This window comes from Novosphingobium sp. PASSN1 (assembly GCF_002278815.1).
On sequence record NZ_NKIS01000007.1, the window covers coordinates 153,348 to 170,080 of the forward strand.

The following is a 16,733-nucleotide window of genomic DNA, read 5'->3' on the forward strand; positions in this document are numbered from 1 at the left end:
CGATGAAGAGACTCATTGCATTGGCAGCTAGCTTGCTTTGGCTGCCTGATCAGGGGGTAGCGGCTGACAGCTACGCCCTCCCTACATATACGCCTGCCTACGAGCCCAAAACTGTCGACGAGCGGGGCTTGTGGATGGATGCGGATCGATATGAAAAGGCGCTCGCTGCCTCCCCACTTCGGATCAACGATAAGGACCTGACGGACTATGTCCGCCGGGTGCTCTGCCAAACAGTGGGGCGCGATCGCTGCGAAGGGACGCGCATCTACATTGTCGATGTTCCAGCCTTCAACGCGACCATGGTCGCCAACGGTGCAATGAGTGTTTGGAGCGGGCTGTTGCTTCGTGTTCGAAGCGAAGCGGAACTCGGCGCAGTTTTAGGCCACGAGTTCGGTCATTTTGAGCTGCGCCACTCTCTCAAGGGATTCCAGAGCGCGCGCAGCACTTCTGATGCCCTGGCCTGGACGCAGATCTTGGGGGCGATCGCTCGGCAGGACGTTTCCGATACGCAGGTCAATCTGCTTGGATCCTACTACCGCTTCAATCGGGCCCAAGAAATGGAGGCCGATCTGATTGGCCTGCGGTATCTGGGAACATCACCTTATCCAAGTCGTGCAGCATCTGAGATTTGGCAGCACCTCATGGAGGAAGCCGATGCGACGGCTGCGGGCAGGATGATGCGCAAACAGCAGCGGTATCAGGCGGGCTTTTTTGACTCGCATCCGACCAACTTGAGCAGAGCCGACTATCTGCTCGCCGAAGCCATCAAGATCGGTGACACTGGAGATGCAGCAGCAAAATCGCACTATGCATCAATTGCCGCTCAATTGCCGCGGTTTCTCGAATCGCAGATCAAATTGAACGATTTTGCCGGGACAGAATATATCCTCAGCGGGATCGCTGCCACCACAGGATGGACTGGTGAACTCCTTCAAGCACGAGCTGATATGTTTGCCATGCGGGGCAATCCGCGTGATCTCATTACCGCAACAACGCTGTACTTGAATGCGATAGACGCTGGCTACCGGAAGCCCGAGACCCTCAGGGGGCTTGGCTTAAGCCTCATCAAGTCAGGACAAAAGGCTGACGGGGCTCGCTACCTCAGCGAGTATCTCGCTTTGGTTCCGAATGCTCCGGACGCCAAAATGATCTCATTTTATCTGCCGCAGACAAGTGGGAATGCGAAATGAAGAGAATTGCCATTGCAGGCTGCCTTTTCTTGGCAGCGGCATACCCCGTGTTGGCGCACAAGCTTATCGAGCCGGGGCTGATCTCCGGAATCGCGAAGGGCGCTTTTTCGGCTCAGCCGTCTTCGACCTGGAATCGCCTCCAGCAAAAGGAGGGCAAGTATCAGGAGATCTGGACCATTGATGGGGACCATCTCAACCGCGTCATCTTTCTCGGAGGGGTTCCTGATGGGGAAGCGTTGCTCAAGGAGCGCGACAAGAAGCGGGATCCACTTCCAAGATTTGGTCAGAACATGCTTCTCCCCGACATTCCCGTTCTGTTCGAACGGACCTACCGTAGCTACTATGGCACTCCCGCAATCGAAGTCGGGGCCATGGAGCCAGTGAGCTTTGCCGGCGAACAGGGCATTCGCTTTGAATACGCCTACACAGATACTGAGGACGAGGTTGAACGTCGTGGGGAAGCTTACGCTGCGATAAAAGGTAAGCAGCTGTTCGTGATGGCCTTCGAGGCGCCAAAACTGCATTATTTTGAGCGAGATATCTCACTTTTCCGTAGTCTTGTTCAATCGGCCAAGATCAGATGAAGCGCAAGGCGGGCAGCTACAGGACCGGGTACGTGGTTCTAGCTGTGCTCGCCTTTGTCGGAGGGCGATGGTCAGTCGAGGCACCCACTACGGCAACAAGCCCACGGTATCTAGCAGCGCCGACACGCCTAGGTGCTGCAGAACAGGTGGACGCCGCTAGGCTAGACGCAGTCGCTGCAACTACGTCTAGCCTAGGTCGCAACGAATGGCTATCAGCGGGCGTGCCAGAGGCGGTAGACACGCGCTTAACCTGCGAGGGGAAGCGCTACTGCCGCGAAATGAACAGTTGTGCCGAGGCCAACTTCTATCTCAACCAATGCGGGGTCGGGCGGCTGGATGGGGATGGCGACGGCATTCCGTGCGAGAGCATCTGCTAGAATTTGACAGCCGCTGGCGACCAGTTGAAGACGTTCGCCTCTTTCACGCGAGCGTCAGAACCGGACAAAAGCAGTCATTACCGTTCGACTATTTGGAGGTCGGACTACATTCTGGAGGCCTTATAGTTTACGCCCGCTACATCGTGGGCTGGCGGGTGGGCGGGACGGCGCATGCCAGCCGCGTGCTGGATGCCCTGGACCAGGCGATCCATGATCGCGGCCTGTCCACCGTGGTGGCCTGATCCACCACAGCGATCGTGGCAGCCAATACGTGTCGATCAATTATACCATGCGCATTGCCGAGGCCGGTACCGAGCCTTCGGTGGGCAGCGTCGGCGACAGCTATGACCAAGCCTTGGCCGAGACGATCAACGGTCTTTACAAGGCCGAGGTCATCCTCCGGTGGGGACCATGGCGATCATTTGTAGCCCGTCGAACACGCTACGCTCGAAACAAAGTTCAGCGCCGCTAATGGATCGACTAGTTCAACAATCGGCGCTTGCTCGCGCCTGTGGACCGGCGTGCAAAAGGGACCCCGTTAGCGGGGTGATCGGCGTCTAAAAGGGACCCCTCATTCCGATGGTGTAGCGGGCCGCCTGGTTTTCCAGGTGGCGAGATCGGGATGTTGGTGGTGGAGACAGTCGTTCGGATCCGGCGCGAGCACGCGAACGGGAAGGCGATCAAGGCGATTGCGCGGGATCTGCGGTTGTCTCGCAAGGTGGTGCGCAAGGCGATCCGGGCGCCGGAAGGCGCGTTCGATTACCATCGCACGGTCCAACCGCTGCCCCGGCTTGGGCCGTTCCAGGAGCGGCTCGATACGCTGCTGACGGAGAACGAGGCCCGGCATCGGCGTGACCGGCTGCGCATGACCCGGATCCATGATCTGCTGTGCCGGGAGGGGTTCGAGGGATCCTACGATGCGGTCCGGCGCTACGCCCGGCGCTGGGCGGAAGCACGGCGCAAGGATGCGGGTGACGGCGCCCCGGCGTTCATCCCGCTGCTGTTCCAGCCCGGCGAGGCCTACCAGTTCGACTGGAGCCACGAGGACGTGGAGATCGCCGGCAAGCCGATGCGGGTGAAGGTGGCGCACATGCGGCTGTGCGCGTCGCGGGCCGTCTATGTCCGGGCCTATCCCCGCGAGACGCAGGAGATGGTATTCGATGCCCATGCCCGCGGCTTCGCCTTCTTCGGCGGGGTGCCGCTGCGCGGGATCTACGACAACATGAAGACCGCGGTGACGACAGTGTTCGTCGGCAAGGAGCGCGTGTTCAACCGCCGGTTCCTGGTCATGGCCGACCATTACATGGTCGAGCCAACGGCCTGCTCGCCGGCGGCAGGATGGGAGAAGGGTCAGGTCGAGAACCAGGTCCAGACCATCCGCGGCCGTTTCTTCCAGCCCCGCCTGCGCTTTGCCAGCATCGAGGAGCTCAACGGATGGCTGGAGGCCGAGTGTCTGCGCTGGGCGGCATTGCACGCGCATCCCGAGCAGAAGGAACTGACCGTTGCCGAGGCGCTGGATCTCGAACGGTCATCCCTGCAGCCGATGCTGGCGCCGTTCGACGGCTTCCACGAGACCGCCCATGCCGTGACCGGCACCTGCCTGATAAGCTTCGACCGCAACCGTTACTCGGTCATGGCCAAGGCCGCGCGGCGGGCCGTGCAGGTCCGCGCCTATGCCGACCGTATCGTCGTGCGCCTCGGTGACGAGGTCGTTGCCGAACATGCCCGGCACTTCGGCCGTGATCGGACGATCTACGATCCCTGGCATTATCTCCCAGTCCTGGCCAACAAGCCCGGCGCCTGGCGCAACGGCGCCCCTTTCCAGGGCTGGGACCTGCCGCCAGCACTGGCGCGGCTGCGCCGCAAGCTGGGGAGTGGCGACGAGGCCGATCGGCGCTTCGTGCGGGTGCTGGCGGCCGTTCTGACCGATGGTCTGGACGCGGTCGAGGCTGCAATCTGCGAGGCGCTCGACGCCGGTGCCGCCAGCGACGAGGTGATCCTCAACATCCTGGCCCGGTACCGCGATCCACTATCTGACCGGCCTCTCGACGTGGTCGTCGACCTCAAGCTCAGCCATCCGCCAATTGCGGACTGCGCCCGCTACGACACGGTGCGAGGCCTCGATGCAGCGGCATGAGATGATCGAGGCCATGCGCGGGCTCGGCCTCAGGGGCATGGCCGGCGCGTTCGACGAGGCCGTCACCACGGGACTTCAACGCAAGCGCACGACCCACGAGATCCTGACCGACCTGCTGCGGGCGGAAGCGGCGCATCGCCATGCCGCCTCGATCCGCTACCGCATGACCGCGGCCAAGCTGCCGGTGGTCAAGGACCTCGATGCCTTCGTGTTCGAGGGCACGCCGATCAACGAGGGGCTGGTGCGCTCGCTCCACGCCGGCTCCTTCGTGCCCGCACGGCGCAATATCGTGCTCGTTGGCGGGACGGGGACCGGCAAGACCCACCTCGCCACCGCGATCACCGCCAGCGTCGTCCGCGCCGGCGCCCGCGGGCGCTACTTCAACACGGTCGACCTGGTCACCCGGCTCGAGGAGGAAGCCCGCATCGGCAAGGCCGGCGCCATGGCCGCCCAGCTCAGCCGGCTCGACGTCGTGGTGCTCGATGAACTGGGCTACCTGCCGTTCGCCAGATCAGGCGGACAGCTGCTGTTCCACCTGATCAGCAAGCTCTACGAGAAGACCTCGGTCATCATCACCACCAACCTGGCCTTCGGCGAGTGGCCCACCGTGTTCGGTGACCCCAAGATGACCACCGCGCTGCTCGACCGCATCACGCATCATTGCGATATCGTCGAGACCGGCAATGACAGCTGGCGCTTCAAACACCGCAGCTGACCACCTCGAAAAATCGCCTTCGCGCTGCCGCCGCCTCCGGTCGGGCTACGCCCTCCCTACGCCGCCAGCAGCGCGAAACACGCGCCCAGCTTCAATCGATCAATGCGACGCCGAGGGGGGCCCTTTTGCGCGCCGATAGGGGGTCCCGATTGCACGCCGATTGACAGTCAGGCAGCTGGAACACAGGTTCATCCAGCTTTCGCGCAAGCAGCCTGTCAAATGGTATGCCTGCAATGTCCGGACTGCGAGCTTGAATGCGCTGCAAGACCTCAATCGTGCCTTCGCGGCATATGAGATCACGCCGTCCCGTTTTGCCCGACACTGACAGTTCCAGATAGGTTCGACCGGCGTCCTCGAACACAGTGACATGCCGCCACGATAGGTTCTGCGTTTCCGTGCCATGCCGCATTCCGGTGTTGGCCAGCATGATCACGTAATCGAACAGCAGTGCACGCATCTGCCCGGACTTGCCTACACGCCCCTGCTCAATCCAAGCTGGGAAGCTATCGAGCATTGTCTGGTATTCGGCCTGCGTGAAATCCGGCCTGCGCTGCCCATTGCGGCCCTTGTTCATCAACACAGGCACATCCTTGCGGGCCAGCAATCCGCGCACCACGGCTTCATCGAATACGCGGTTCAATGCGCTGTTGTGGGTATTGAGGGTCGAGCTTTTCGGCTCTCTGCCCATCTTCTCCCGCCGCCAAGCCCCGAACTTGAGCAGTTCCTCGTACCTCACGCTCTGGATCGGCATGTTTTCGAAATATGGGATCAGGTAGCGGTTGATGACAATATGGTAGTCGCGGAATGACACCTTGCCGACGCCGTTTGCCGTTTCCTCCCGCATCCTGTCCATGGCCCACATAGCAACCGTCTTGAAGCTCTTGGAGAGCGTGGGCAGGCCATGCTGCTCCATGTAGCGGTATTTGTAGAACAGCTCGCGGGCGCTGATGATGGCCTCTGCCATGTCGTGATGGCCAGTGCTCACACGCACCCAGCGCGATTTCAGCTTGAAGGTGGCTTGCCAGCGCCTGATCCCGGCCCGCCGGTAGAGTTTGAGATCGCCGTCAAGCAGCAGGATCGTGCTAGTTTTTGGTCGTATACCCATTGCAGAACAGTCTGTTTAACCGACTGTTTGTTGTCAGGTGGGCAGGTGGTCAACCAGAGAGATGGGCGGCCTGTCAGTCGCTGAACAAATCTGATAGGCTCGCATGATGAGAAACCGAAGGAATTGTGCGATGCGATTTTCGCTGCCCTTCCACCAATCGAGCAAAAGGCCTGTAGCTGCCTACTGGCGTGATCCCGAGCGGCCAAAATGAGCGTTGGATCCGGGCTATCAAATCGCATCCGTGAACGCATAGAAAAATTACAGCTATCCCAAGCAGCAATTGCCCACTCGTGCGGATGTAGTCCGGCACGCTTCGGTAATTATGTGACCGGCATTCGAAATCCAGACCTCAAAACACTTGCACGTATCGCGGTCGCACTCAGGACAACTACCGATCACCTGCTTGGGCTCAGCCCCGCGGTGCCCGATGCGACAAAGGCGGTGATCCTGCGGGTTCTTGAACTGGAGGGGATGGAGCACTATCAAGCGCAAAACATAGCTCAAATCGCGGAAGAAGCACTTCAGTTGTTCGCCGCTTTGCCAAACGACGGGGACGCAGAAATGCGGGCTGGCATAGCCGCTCAGGCTGCTTGGCAGGTGCGGCAGCGTCTTTAACTAGATTGGCATCATAGCCTGCCTCAACCCAGCGCGATTTCAGATTGAAGGTGGCTTGCCAGCGCCTGATCCCGGCTCGCTTGTAGAGTTTGAGATCGCCGTCAAGCAGCAGGATCGTTGCAGGTTTTGGTCGTGCACCCATCGTGTATCAGTCGTTTCACACGACTGTTTAGCGCCAGCCAAATGGGCTGTCGGCTGGAGATTGACGCCTTCAAATCTGGCGCAGCTGCGAAAAAATGGACACTATTTATCGGCCATTTTTCGAGCATCATCGGGATACTCGCGCACCAAAATTGGGACAAAGTCACTCATGTCCGGCTCGGAAGAAGAATCATTTTCGTCATTAAATACAAAATCAGGAATTTTTTCAAATTTTGTTATGACAAATCCGTCCCTCCCTGTAGAAAAATCCGCCACAACACTCTCTCCGTGCTTGATGTAATGCACTGGAATTAGATAAAATGAAATTTGGGTATTATACAAGGGAAAGCCCTTTGCCCGCGGCCGCCCCTCTTTCTCTTTATCAAAAACAAAAAAAGGTGAAAAATTCACACGCCTCCCATTATAAATGACATAAACTGATTTTAATGGCAATTCATCAGGATTAATTGTAGACGAAATCAATTTCAATATAGCATTTTTTCCTAGAGAATAATACTCACCTTCATCTTCAGTAATCCATCGATCATTACTTATTTCTCGCGGCGGATAAACACCGATCTTTGATAGATCGTTGTACAATTCATCTTGATTTACATCATTATTTATATCGAGCGTGACAAAGTTATCATTTGATTTTCGAGCTTTCCGAGTGGGAGCAACAGGACTGCCCTTTGATCTTGCATTAGCTGCCGCCCTTTCCCGCTCTGCCTGAGCTGCGGCTTCACGAGCAGCCTGATCTCTTTGGGCTTTGACCTGCGCGGGAGACAGCTGCGCATGAACCAGGCCAGACCCAGCACCAAGAGAAACTAGCGCAAAGACGACCAAGATTTTGCGAGAGAGGCTCATCATCTTAAATTGTCCCAGAACCAGATTTCAGCTCGGCTAGCTCAACCGCAATGCGCCGCTGATGCCGCTCCATGGCAACGATCAGGAAAAAGAACATTAGCCCCAGAAATCCGACCATAGCGTTTCGTGCCTGAACAAAGCTCACGCCAGCCGCCTCACTCTTCTCCGCCAACTCAGCTGCCTTGGCGGCGGCACGTGACGCCTCAGCATCTCGCTTGATCTTCAGTGTCACCCAAAACCCATCGGTCAAGCGCATGAAGGTTTGGTCGTAGCGGTCCCAGAACTCGTTCTTGGATTTCCCGGCCTGAAATGCCTTCATTCGGGCGATGACAGCTGGGTCTTTTGCAGCCTTGGCCAGAACCTCGACCGACATTTCCAGATCGGCTTTTGTGCGCTCCTCGTAGAGCACCCAATCCAGCACATCATGCTTCCGCAGTGTGCCGTTGATGTACTCGGTCTGATACCATTCCGAGAAATCAGCGAATGTCAGCGCGGGATCACTCTGGGGCCGGTAAGGCTCAAACTCGGTTTTCCAGACTTTGTACATCTTCTTGGCGTGCACATCGTAGATCGATGGCGGCAGCTTCTTGCTCTCCCCCTCAACCGTTGCCCGCACCGGCGCCGCGTCGGTTTTCGGCGGAGTGGCAGCAGCGACCATATCCGCTTCCGTGACAGAGACCGGTTTGACCTCGACGGTTTGGAGGGACAGTAGGTAGTTTAAGGCGCTGCTGGCACCATTCCACGCGGCAAATGCCAACATGGTCGTGGCCACGATGATCGCAATCCACCTCAGGATCCTGAGATAGAGTGCCTCAGCCTTGTCGATAACGCTAACCTGTCGCTCGTTTGAAACTTCCGACATACGCTCCCCTCTTGCGTTCAAAGACTGCGAGTTCAGCCCGGCACCCTTGACTTGGGCACAGGGCATGCTGAAGCCAATGCGTGCCGCCTGCATAACCAAAAGCTTCAAATCAGCAAACCTCATCGGTTTGGTTTCGCAGTGCGCAATGCGTTAAAGAGTATCGGCGTGAGTAAGGAATGGAATGAAATGGCCGAATCGATCAATCGATTTATCATATGCGCGGTTGCTGCAACCCTAGGGCTGTCAGGTGCGCCTGCTGCCTCACAGCAATCCCCTGCTCAGATCAAAGCCCAAAGAGATCGGGCTGCACGCGATTCGGCTGCTAGGGCCTTGACTGAACGTGAAAAGGCAGCGGCAGCGGCAAAGGCAAGTGCCGCAGCGAAGGCAAGGCAAGCACAAGCAGCCAAAGCTCGAGACGCTAGGTTAGAGGCTGAATGGCGTGACTGGGCACGGCGTCCTAAGGTTTCACAAACGTGCACTGGGGTGGATTGCAGAGTGGTCACACCTGAAGGTTGGGCCGGGATAACAGCTGGGATGAATGTAGCGACGGCCCAAGGAGCATCCGGCCTCGACCTCAGGGATGACGGTCATTATGCAGAGCTCGATTATGACTGCAGATCTTACAATGTCTATGAAGGCCCCGAAGAAATATCTATGCTCGTAGAGGAAGGCGTTATCACCTCTATTGAAGTGTGGGGACCAAAATTTCAAACTGATAGAGGTATAAAATTGGGAGATAGCGAATGGCTTGTCCGGAGAGTTTACTCCATTACGAGGGTTGAACCGGATATCTATGGAGAGAAAGGCGACAAAAAGCTGTTTTTTGACGTAAATAAAGGTGAGTTTGGAATTAAATTTAGTATAAACGGTGGCAGACTGACAGGAATCACAGTGGGCGGGAAAAGTCGAGATTACGTGGAGCACTGCTTATGACATTGTTCCTATTTACAGCCGTACCGGGCCTGAACTGCGAGCCACCATTTAGATGACTGATGGCCCCACAAAATTTAGTCGTCTCACACGACCATTCACGACCAGCCCAAACCTGAAAATCCAGCCCACACAGCGCCCAGAACGCTGCCAGCAGTGAGTTGCTCAACCCAGCGTCGCCTCGCTGTAGACACTGTCAAAACGCAGATTTGCACCCCACCCAAAACAGTCGTGCAAAACGACCATTTGAAACCGTGCCCGATCACCGTGCTCACACCGTCCCCGTACAGCCCAAAACCGTGCGATAAACCGTGCCAATCAGACACACCTCCCCCATCGGGATAAGCATTTGTTTCTGTGTGAAAAATGGTAGCGGAGGAGGGATTCGAACCCCCGACACGCGGATTATGATTCCGCTGCTCTAACCGACTGAGCTACTCCGCCCCGATCAGGGGTTGCGCACGCGGCGGGGTGCTCCGTTCGCTGCGCAGGCGGGCCTATTAGGCGGGGTCGGCTACGGGGTCAACCAGGGAAATCGCGTTGCGGTGCAAGGTTTCAGCGGCGCGTTCGTCCGCGGAAGGGCCAGCGGCCCGCAGGCTCCCACGGTCCGCCGCGATAGCGGTGCAACGCGAGCGCCGCGAAGGTGAACCGCTCGGGCAGGATGGCGGGGCCTAGCGCGGCCTGCAGGGCCTTCGCCTCGCCCCTCAGGACCTTGTTCTGCACCGTGACATGGAGGCGCGGCACGCCTTCATCCTGCACGGTGAGCATGCCGTGGAAGTGATCTGCGATCATGGCGCGCAGCGCGAGCATGGCGGGGCTTTCGATGGCGAGCGCGGTGCCGGTGCCGAGGTCTGTGATCCCAGCGAGCAGGGCGGGCTGCGGCGGCATTTCGGCGGCGAGCGCGGCCAGCAGGCTGCGCGCTTCGTCCTCCACGAACGGCGGTAGCGCACGCAGCAGGGTGACGTGCGCGGGAACGTGGTTGCGCTCTGCCGGATAGTGCGCGCGCCGCAAGGCATCTGCGCGGCCCTGGAGCGCGGCCGGAAGTTCGGCCGTCAGCACCAGCGGCGCTGGCACCAGCAACTTTGGCACGGGCTCTTAAAGCTCCCCGCGCGCGCGGCGGATGGCGAACCAGCGGGCAACGTTGGCGTTGTGCTCCTGCAGCGTTGCGGCAAACACATGGCCGCCTTTCCCGTCTGCCACCATGAACAGCGCGTTCGTCTTGGCCGGGTGCAGCGCCGCCTCGATCGAGGCCTTGCCGGGGTTGGTGATCGGCGCAGCAGGCAGGCCGACCATGGTGTAGGTGTTATAGGCGTTGACCGCCTGAATCTCGGACTGGCGGATGCGGCGGCCGAGCGGCTTGCCGCGCGTGATCGGGTAGATGATCGTGGGATCGGCTTGCAGCATCATGCCCTGCCGCAGCCGGTTGGAATAGAGCCCCGCCACCATGCGGCGTTCGGAAGGCTTGCCGGTTTCCTTCTCGACGATCGAGGCGAGGATGACGGCTTCCTCCGGGCTGCGCGGCACGGCATCGCGGGCGCGCTCTGCCCAAAGCTTTGTCACAGTGCGCGCCATCGCCTGCTGCATCCGCGCGGCCACCGCCGTGCGGCTCTCGCCGCGCTGGAAAGCGTAGCTATCGGGCAGGACCGAACCTTCAGCGATAGTGGGCGCCGTGCCGGTGAGCAGCGGCTGCGCCATCAGGCGTTCCTGCACCATGACTGCGGGCATGCCTTCGGGGATCATCACCATGCGGCGCACTTCGCCGCCTGCGCCCTGCAGGATCGCCAGCACGGCCGAGCCGCTGGCATGGGCGGGAACAGCGTATTCGCCCGCCTTCAGCGGCTCGCTGCCGCCGAGCAGGCGCGCGCGGGTGCGGAAGGTGCTGGCCGAGGCGACGATGCCCTCCGCCTCCAGCTTTGCCGCCACGCTGGCAAGCGTCGCGCCTTCAGGCACGGCGAATGTGGTGTCCTTGAACAGCGGGCCGCTGCCATACCAGCCATAGAAGAAGTGGACACCCCAAGCGCCCACGACCAGCAGCACGGCCAGCACGAGGATGCGGAGGCGGCCAGCTTTTCGCATCGAACGCCGCCTCCTGCCGCCCTTGCTCAGATCGCCTTCACGATGACGCTGGCGTTGGTGCCGCCAAAGCCGAACGAGTTGTTGAGCGCAGCGCGCACGACGCGCTTCTTCGCGACCTTGGGCACGAGATCGACGCCTTCGGTGCCTTCGTCCGGATTATCGAGATTGAGCGTGGGCGGCACGATCTGATCGCGAATCGCCAGCACGCAGAAGATCGTCTCGACCGCGCCGGCACCGCCGAGCAAGTGGCCGATGGCCGACTTGGTGCTGCTCATCGAAGCGCCCGCCAGATCAGGGCCGAGCACGCGCTTGATCGCCGCCAGCTCGATCGTGTCCGCCATCGTCGACGTGCCGTGGGCGTTGATATAGTCGATGTCGCCCGGGCCCATGCCGGCCTTGCGCAGCGCCATGCGCATCGAAAGTTCGGCACCCTTGCCTTCGGGGTGCGGCGCCGTCACGTGATAGGCATCGCCCGAAAGACCATAGCCGACGACTTCAGCATAGATCTTCGCGCCGCGCGCCTTGGCGTGCTCGTACTCTTCCAGCACGACGACGCCTGCGCCCTCACCCATCACGAAGCCGTCGCGGTCCTTGTCGTAAGGACGGCTGGCCTGTTCGGGGCGATCATTGAAGCTGCAATTGAGCGCGCGGGCCTGTGCGAAGCCAGCAACGCCCAGCGGATTGATCGTGCCTTCCGCGCCGCCTGCCAGCATCACATCGGCATCGCCGTCCTTGATCATGCGCGCGGCATCGCCGATCGAGTGCGCACCAGTGGAGCAGGCGGTGACGACCGCGTGGTTGGGGCCCATCAAGCCATACTTGATCGAGACCTGACCCGAGATCAGGTTGATCAGGCGGCCATGCACGAAATGCGGGCTGACACGGCCCGGGCCCTTTTCGTGCAGGACAATCGATTCGCTTTCGATACCCGGCAGGCCGCCGATGCCAGAACCGATCGAGCAGCCGGTGCGCATTTTGAGATCGTCGTCCATGTCGGTCAGCCCGGCATCTTCGAGCGCCTGCCCTGCGGCATCGATCCCGTAGATGATGAACGGATCGACCTGGCGCTGCACCTTGAAATCGACGCGCTTGTTCGGATCGAATCCATAAGGATGGTCAGCGGGCTTCACCTCGCACGCGATCAGGCACTTCTGGCCCGTGGTATCGAAGCGGGTAATCAGGCCAGCGCCCGACTTTCCGGCGATGAGGTTGGCCCAGACGGTTTCGACATCGGCCCCCAGCGGGGTCACGAGGCCAAGTCCGGTGATGACGACACGGCGCATTGCAATCTCCGAAACGTTCGCCCGCTACCGGCGAACGGACCATGAAGCACAACAGGCCCAGACCCTTGGGGGCCGAGCCTGCCGAAGTCCTGGCGCACAAACGCCGGGACGCGTCACCCGCCCCCATGCAACTTGCCCGAAAGCAAGCTGCATGGGGAAACGCGGACGCATTGGGGACCCGAAAGGATCAGCCCTTGTTATCGTCGATGTACTTGATCGCATCCGACACGGTGGCGATCTTCTCGGCCGCATCGTCAGGGATTTCGACACCGAATTCTTCTTCGAACGCCATGACCAGCTCGACGATATCAAGGCTGTCGGCACCGAGATCGTCGATGAAGCTCGCGTCTTCGGTGACCTTGTCGGCCTCTACCCCGAGGTGCTCGACAACGATCTTCTTCACGCGGTCGGCAGTATCGCTCATTCTAATGCCCCTTCAAGGAACTGGGTTGGTGTAATCAAATCTGGCCTTCGCCCTAATGTCCGGATTGCTGGCTGGCAAGTGCCGCATTGTGGACGGAATGTGGACGCGGCGTGGCGAGTGGTGAAATCGAGGCTGGGCGAGGCCTATGCGGGCCGGTCCACCCTCACCCCTTGGGCTGCTCCACGGTGCGCAAGTGCAGTTCGCGCAGCTGCACCGGTGCCGCAGGCGAAGGCGCGCCCATCAGCAGGTCTTCTGCGCGCTGGTTCATCGGGAACAGCGTGATTTCCCGCAAGTTCTGCGCGCCGCAGACGAGCATGACAACGCGGTCCACGCCCGCCGCCATGCCGCCGTGCGGCGGTGCGCCATACTGGAACGCGCGGTAGAGCCCGCCGAAGCGTTCTTCCACATCCGCTTTCGAAAGGCCGACGAGTTCGAAGGCCTTGACCATCAATTCCGGCGACTGGTTGCGGATCGAGCCGGAGGCGATTTCGTAGCCATTGCAGACGAGATCGTACTGGAACGCCTTGATCGTCAGCGGGTCCTGCCCGGTCAGCGCGTCCATCCCGCCCTGCGGCATCGAGAACGGGTTGTGTGCGAACTCTACCTTCTTGGCGTCCTCGTCCCATTCGTAGAACGGGAAATCGACGATCCAGCACAGTTCGAAGCGGTCCTTGTCGATCAGGCCGAGCTGCTCGGCAACGCGGGTGCGTGCGGCCCCTGCCAGCTTGGCCGCCTGCTCGGGCTTGCCCGCGGCGAAGAACAGGCCGTCATCGGGACCAAGGCCGAGCGCGGCATAAAGAGCCTCCATGCCTTCCGTGCCGTGGTTCTTGGCGATCGGACCGCCGAACTCACCGCCCTTGCGCGTGACGTAGCCGAGACCGGCATGGCCTTCGCTGCGCGCCCACTCGTTCATGTCGTCGAAGAACTTGCGGCTCTTGTCCGCCGTGCCCGGTGCGGGGATGGCGCGGACGGTGCCGCCGCCTGCCACGATCTTCTCGAACAGGCCGAAACCCGAAGTGGTGAAGTGGCTGGCAACGTCGGTGATGATCAGCGGGTTGCGCAAGTCCGGCTTGTCCGAGCCGTACTTCAGCATGGCATCATCATAGGCGATGCGCGGAAAGCTGCCCGAAGGCGTGACCGGCTTGCCATTGGCGAAAGTCTCGAACACGCCGCCGATGACCGGCTCCATCGTCTCCCACACTTCTTCCTGGGTGACGAAGCTCATTTCGAGGTCGAGCTGGTAGAACTCGCCCGGCAGGCGGTCGGCGCGCGGGTCTTCGTCGCGGAAGCAGGGCGCGATCTGGAAATAGCGATCAAAGCCCGCGACCATCAGCAGCTGCTTGTACTGCTGCGGCGCCTGCGGCAGCGCATAGAACTTGCCCGCGTGGATGCGGCTCGGCACGAGGAAATCGCGCGCGCCTTCGGGGCTGGAGGCGGTGAGGATCGGCGTCGAGAACTCGGTGAAGCCAGCGGTTTCCATGCGGGCGCGCATGTCGCGGATCACCTTGGTGCGCGTCATGATGTTCGCGTGCAGCGTCTCGCGGCGCAGATCGAGGAAGCGGTAGCGCAGGCGGATATCCTCGGGATATTCCTGCTCACCGGCCACCGGCATGGGCAGTTCTTCGGCCGCCGAGAGCACCGTTGCGCTGCGGGCATAGACTTCGATTTCGCCCGTGGCGAGCGCGGGGTTGACGGTACCGGCGCTGCGGGCCTTGACCTCACCCTCGATCGTCACGACGCTTTCGACGCGCAGGCTTTCGAGCAGGCCAAGCGCGGCACTGTCGCTATCGGCGACGATCTGGGTGATGCCATAGTGATCGCGAAGGTCCACGAACAGCACGCCGCCATGATTGCGCTTGCGGTGCACCCAGCCCGAAAGGCGCACGTTCTGGCCGACTTGCGCCTGAGCCAGCGCGCCGCAGGTGTGGGAACGATAAGGGTGCATGGGGCTTCATCCAATTGGGCTGGCAAATCCGCCAGCATTCGGGCAGGGAATACCCGCGGCCAAGAGGCGATGGCCGCGGATTTGTCAAGCCGCAGGCCCCGGACGGGGTCACCACCAGCGTCGTGCTGACCGCTTGTCGGACTGCCCGGTGCCCAAGCAGAAAAGCACGATGAAGATACATCCCCTGATCACGACGACCGAGGCCCTTTCCGCACTGTGCGACCGCCTTGCCACGGCCGATTTCATCACGGTCGATACCGAATTCATGCGCGAGAACACCTATTGGCCCGAGCTGTGCCTGGTGCAGATCGCCGACGACAAGGAAGCAGCCGCGATCGATCCGCTGGCGCCGGGGATCGATCTGGCCCCGCTGCTCGAACTGCTGGTCAACAACGAGGACGTGCTCAAGGTGTTCCACGCCGGCGGGCAGGATGTGGAAATCATCTACAATCTTTCCGGCAAGACCCCGCACCCGATCTTCGATACACAGATCGCGATGATGGCGATCAGCCAGTCCGAACAGATCGGCTACTCCAATCTCGTCGAAAGCTGGCTGGGCTTCTCGGTGGACAAGGGCGCCCGGTTTACCGACTGGTCGCGCCGCCCGCTGACCGAGCGGCAGATCGAATATGCCATCGGGGATGTCACGCACCTCTCAAAGATCTTCCCGCGCATGCTCAAGCGCCTGATCAAGACCGGGCGCGGCGAATGGCTCGATGCCGAGATGGAAAAACTCGCCGATCCCGAGAACTACCGCTCCGATCCTCAAGTGGTTTGGCAGAAGATTCGCGCACCCAGCCGCAATCCGGCAGTGCTGGGGCGGCTGAAAGCCATTGCCGCCTGGCGTGAGACCGAGGCGATGGACAAGAACATCCCGCGCGGGCGGATCATGCGCGACGAGACGCTTGCCGATGTTGCCAGCCACCCCCCGCGCGAACAGCACGATCTTGCCAAAGTGCGCGGGCTCTCTGCAGGGTGGAAGGACAACGACATCGGCCGCCGCCTGATGCAGGCGATTGCCGATGCCAAACCGCTGCCCGACGCCGAACTGCCGGCCCGCGCCCCGCGCGGCGCCCCGCTGGGCAAGGAAGGCGCGCTGGTCGCCGATCTGCTCAAGCTGCTTCTCAAGATTCGCAGCCGGGAGATTGATATTGCTTCCCGTTTGCTCGCGCGAAGCGATGATCTGGAAGCGCTTGCCGCAGGCCAGCGCAAGGGCAACCCTTTGCTGGAAGGCTGGCGCTTCGAACAGTTTGGCCGCGATGCGCTTGAACTGGTCGAGGGCAAGCTGGCCTTCGCGGTCGTGAAAGGCCGCCTGAAAATGGCGCATATCGACGATATCGCCGGGAGCGGCGAAGACGCGCCTGAGCCAGTGGTTGACGATGAGGACGGGTTCTCCCCGCCCGATGCGGGCGATGAAGTGGCCGATGGCGACGTTGCGGCCGAGACCGAAGCGCCAGCCGAAACCGGGGCCGACTGAGCGCA

General features: G+C 60.7%; 16 protein-coding genes, 1 tRNA gene and 1 pseudogene. 9 read left to right on the plus strand and 9 right to left on the minus strand.

Annotated features, from left to right (window positions below; translation table 11 throughout):
- The first annotated feature begins 2 nt into the window (after positions 1 to 2).
- The 6 genes and pseudogenes from CFE35_RS13315 to istB all read left to right on the plus strand — a co-directional run bounded on the left by CFE35_RS13315 (position 3) and on the right by istB (position 5,003).
- On the plus strand, positions 3 to 1,190 hold the full coding sequence (locus CFE35_RS13315) for a M48 family metallopeptidase (protein ID WP_292931125.1): 1,188 nt from the start codon (positions 3 to 5) through the stop codon (positions 1,188 to 1,190).
- Positions 1,187 to 1,774 carry a hypothetical protein gene (locus CFE35_RS13320; protein ID WP_292931126.1) on the plus strand — a complete coding sequence of 196 codons (588 nt, stop codon included), beginning with the start codon at positions 1,187 to 1,189 and terminating at the stop codon, positions 1,772 to 1,774. The genes CFE35_RS13315 and CFE35_RS13320 overlap by 4 nt, the downstream gene beginning before the upstream one ends.
- Positions 1,771 to 2,151: an excalibur calcium-binding domain-containing protein gene (locus tag CFE35_RS22540; protein WP_366557149.1), complete on the plus strand. Its 381-nt coding sequence runs from the start codon at positions 1,771 to 1,773 to the stop codon at positions 2,149 to 2,151. The genes CFE35_RS13320 and CFE35_RS22540 overlap by 4 nt, the downstream gene beginning before the upstream one ends.
- 125 nt (positions 2,152 to 2,276) lie before the next feature.
- Positions 2,277 to 2,623 (plus strand): annotated as a pseudogene (locus CFE35_RS13325) (DDE-type integrase/transposase/recombinase); the annotation flags it as partial.
- 150 nt (positions 2,624 to 2,773) lie between these two features.
- Entirely contained in the window at positions 2,774 to 4,288 is a 1,515-nt protein-coding gene (gene istA / locus CFE35_RS13330) for an IS21 family transposase (RefSeq protein WP_292931128.1), read from the plus strand.
- Positions 4,275 to 5,003 (plus strand): IS21-like element helper ATPase IstB, encoded by a 729-nt coding sequence (istB, locus tag CFE35_RS13335; protein WP_292931130.1) that lies wholly within the window; start codon positions 4,275 to 4,277, stop codon positions 5,001 to 5,003. The genes istA and istB overlap by 14 nt, the downstream gene beginning before the upstream one ends.
- Positions 5,004 to 5,094: 91 nt before the next feature.
- Here the strand turns inward: istB and CFE35_RS13340 are convergent, their stop codons facing one another.
- Positions 5,095 to 6,108 (minus strand): hypothetical protein, encoded by a 1,014-nt coding sequence (locus CFE35_RS13340; RefSeq protein ID WP_292931132.1) that lies wholly within the window; start codon positions 6,106 to 6,108, stop codon positions 5,095 to 5,097.
- Between the two features lie 207 nt (positions 6,109 to 6,315).
- Between CFE35_RS13340 and CFE35_RS13345 the strand changes: the two genes are divergently transcribed.
- A complete protein-coding gene (locus tag CFE35_RS13345; RefSeq protein WP_292931134.1) occupies positions 6,316 to 6,723 on the plus strand; it encodes a helix-turn-helix domain-containing protein in 408 nt (135 codons plus the stop codon).
- A gap of 243 nt (positions 6,724 to 6,966) precedes the next feature.
- Here the strand turns inward: CFE35_RS13345 and CFE35_RS13350 are convergent, their stop codons facing one another.
- The gene (locus CFE35_RS13350) at positions 6,967 to 7,734 is read right to left on the minus strand and encodes a hypothetical protein (RefSeq protein WP_292931136.1); all 768 of its coding nucleotides are present in this window, start codon (positions 7,732 to 7,734) and stop codon (positions 6,967 to 6,969) included.
- Position 7,735: 1 nt separating this feature from the next.
- Positions 7,736 to 8,716, minus strand: coding sequence for a hypothetical protein (locus tag CFE35_RS13355; RefSeq protein ID WP_292931138.1), 981 nt, complete (start codon positions 8,714 to 8,716; stop codon positions 7,736 to 7,738).
- 63 nt (positions 8,717 to 8,779) lie between these two features.
- On the opposite strand from CFE35_RS13355, the gene CFE35_RS13360 reads away from it, so the two are divergent.
- Entirely contained in the window at positions 8,780 to 9,526 is a 747-nt protein-coding gene (locus CFE35_RS13360; RefSeq protein WP_292931139.1) for a hypothetical protein, read from the plus strand.
- A gap of 364 nt (positions 9,527 to 9,890) precedes the next feature.
- Here CFE35_RS13360 and CFE35_RS13365 read toward each other — a convergent pair.
- From CFE35_RS13365 to aspS, 6 genes are all read right to left on the minus strand, one after another.
- A tRNA-Met gene (locus CFE35_RS13365) sits at positions 9,891 to 9,967 on the minus strand.
- Between the two features lie 111 nt (positions 9,968 to 10,078).
- On the minus strand, positions 10,079 to 10,612 hold the full coding sequence (locus CFE35_RS13370) for a 2'-5' RNA ligase family protein (protein WP_292931140.1): 534 nt from the start codon (positions 10,610 to 10,612) through the stop codon (positions 10,079 to 10,081).
- A 6-nt stretch (positions 10,613 to 10,618) separates the two neighbouring features.
- Entirely contained in the window at positions 10,619 to 11,599 is a 981-nt protein-coding gene (gene mltG, locus CFE35_RS13375) for an endolytic transglycosylase MltG (RefSeq protein WP_292931142.1), read from the minus strand.
- Positions 11,600 to 11,625: 26 nt separating this feature from the next.
- Positions 11,626 to 12,882 (minus strand): beta-ketoacyl-ACP synthase II, encoded by a 1,257-nt coding sequence (gene fabF / locus CFE35_RS13380; protein WP_292931144.1) that lies wholly within the window; start codon positions 12,880 to 12,882, stop codon positions 11,626 to 11,628.
- Positions 12,883 to 13,069: 187 nt separating this feature from the next.
- Complete coding sequence (locus CFE35_RS13385) at positions 13,070 to 13,306, minus strand: acyl carrier protein (protein ID WP_054121351.1); 237 nt, start codon at positions 13,304 to 13,306, stop codon at positions 13,070 to 13,072.
- Between the two features lie 163 nt (positions 13,307 to 13,469).
- Positions 13,470 to 15,251 (minus strand): aspartate--tRNA ligase, encoded by a 1,782-nt coding sequence (gene aspS, locus CFE35_RS13390; RefSeq protein ID WP_292931147.1) that lies wholly within the window; start codon positions 15,249 to 15,251, stop codon positions 13,470 to 13,472.
- 169 nt (positions 15,252 to 15,420) lie between these two features.
- Here aspS and rnd point away from each other — a divergent pair, with 169 nt between their 5' ends.
- Entirely contained in the window at positions 15,421 to 16,728 is a 1,308-nt protein-coding gene (gene rnd, locus CFE35_RS13395; protein WP_292931149.1) for a ribonuclease D, read from the plus strand.
- The last annotated feature ends 5 nt before the right edge of the window (positions 16,729 to 16,733 follow it).

Excerpts from the sequence above, each read along its gene's own strand:
- fabF (WP_292931144.1), bottom strand. The coding sequence starts at position 12,882 with ATGCGCCGTGTCGTCATCACCGGACTTGGCCTCGTGACCCCGCTGGGG.
- CFE35_RS13385 (WP_054121351.1), bottom strand. The coding sequence starts at position 13,306 with ATGAGCGATACTGCCGACCGCGTGAAGAAGATCGTTGTCGAGCACCTC.
- CFE35_RS13345 (WP_292931134.1), top strand. The coding sequence starts at position 6,316 with ATGAGCGTTGGATCCGGGCTATCAAATCGCATCCGTGAACGCATAGAA.
- rnd (WP_292931149.1), top strand. The coding sequence starts at position 15,421 with ATGAAGATACATCCCCTGATCACGACGACCGAGGCCCTTTCCGCACTG.
- CFE35_RS13360 (WP_292931139.1), top strand. The coding sequence starts at position 8,780 with ATGGCCGAATCGATCAATCGATTTATCATATGCGCGGTTGCTGCAACC.
- CFE35_RS22540 (WP_366557149.1), top strand. The coding sequence starts at position 1,771 with ATGAAGCGCAAGGCGGGCAGCTACAGGACCGGGTACGTGGTTCTAGCT.
- aspS (WP_292931147.1), bottom strand. The coding sequence starts at position 15,251 with ATGCACCCTTATCGTTCCCACACCTGCGGCGCGCTGGCTCAGGCGCAA.
- CFE35_RS13340 (WP_292931132.1), bottom strand. The coding sequence starts at position 6,108 with ATGGGTATACGACCAAAAACTAGCACGATCCTGCTGCTTGACGGCGAT.
- mltG (WP_292931142.1), bottom strand. The coding sequence starts at position 11,599 with ATGCGAAAAGCTGGCCGCCTCCGCATCCTCGTGCTGGCCGTGCTGCTG.
- CFE35_RS13320 (WP_292931126.1), top strand. The coding sequence starts at position 1,187 with ATGAAGAGAATTGCCATTGCAGGCTGCCTTTTCTTGGCAGCGGCATAC.
- CFE35_RS13350 (WP_292931136.1), bottom strand. The coding sequence starts at position 7,734 with ATGATGAGCCTCTCTCGCAAAATCTTGGTCGTCTTTGCGCTAGTTTCT.
- CFE35_RS13315 (WP_292931125.1), top strand. The coding sequence starts at position 3 with ATGAAGAGACTCATTGCATTGGCAGCTAGCTTGCTTTGGCTGCCTGAT.
- istB (WP_292931130.1), top strand. The coding sequence starts at position 4,275 with ATGCAGCGGCATGAGATGATCGAGGCCATGCGCGGGCTCGGCCTCAGG.
- CFE35_RS13355 (WP_292931138.1), bottom strand. The coding sequence starts at position 8,716 with ATGAGGTTTGCTGATTTGAAGCTTTTGGTTATGCAGGCGGCACGCATT.
- istA (WP_292931128.1), top strand. The coding sequence starts at position 2,774 with ATGTTGGTGGTGGAGACAGTCGTTCGGATCCGGCGCGAGCACGCGAAC.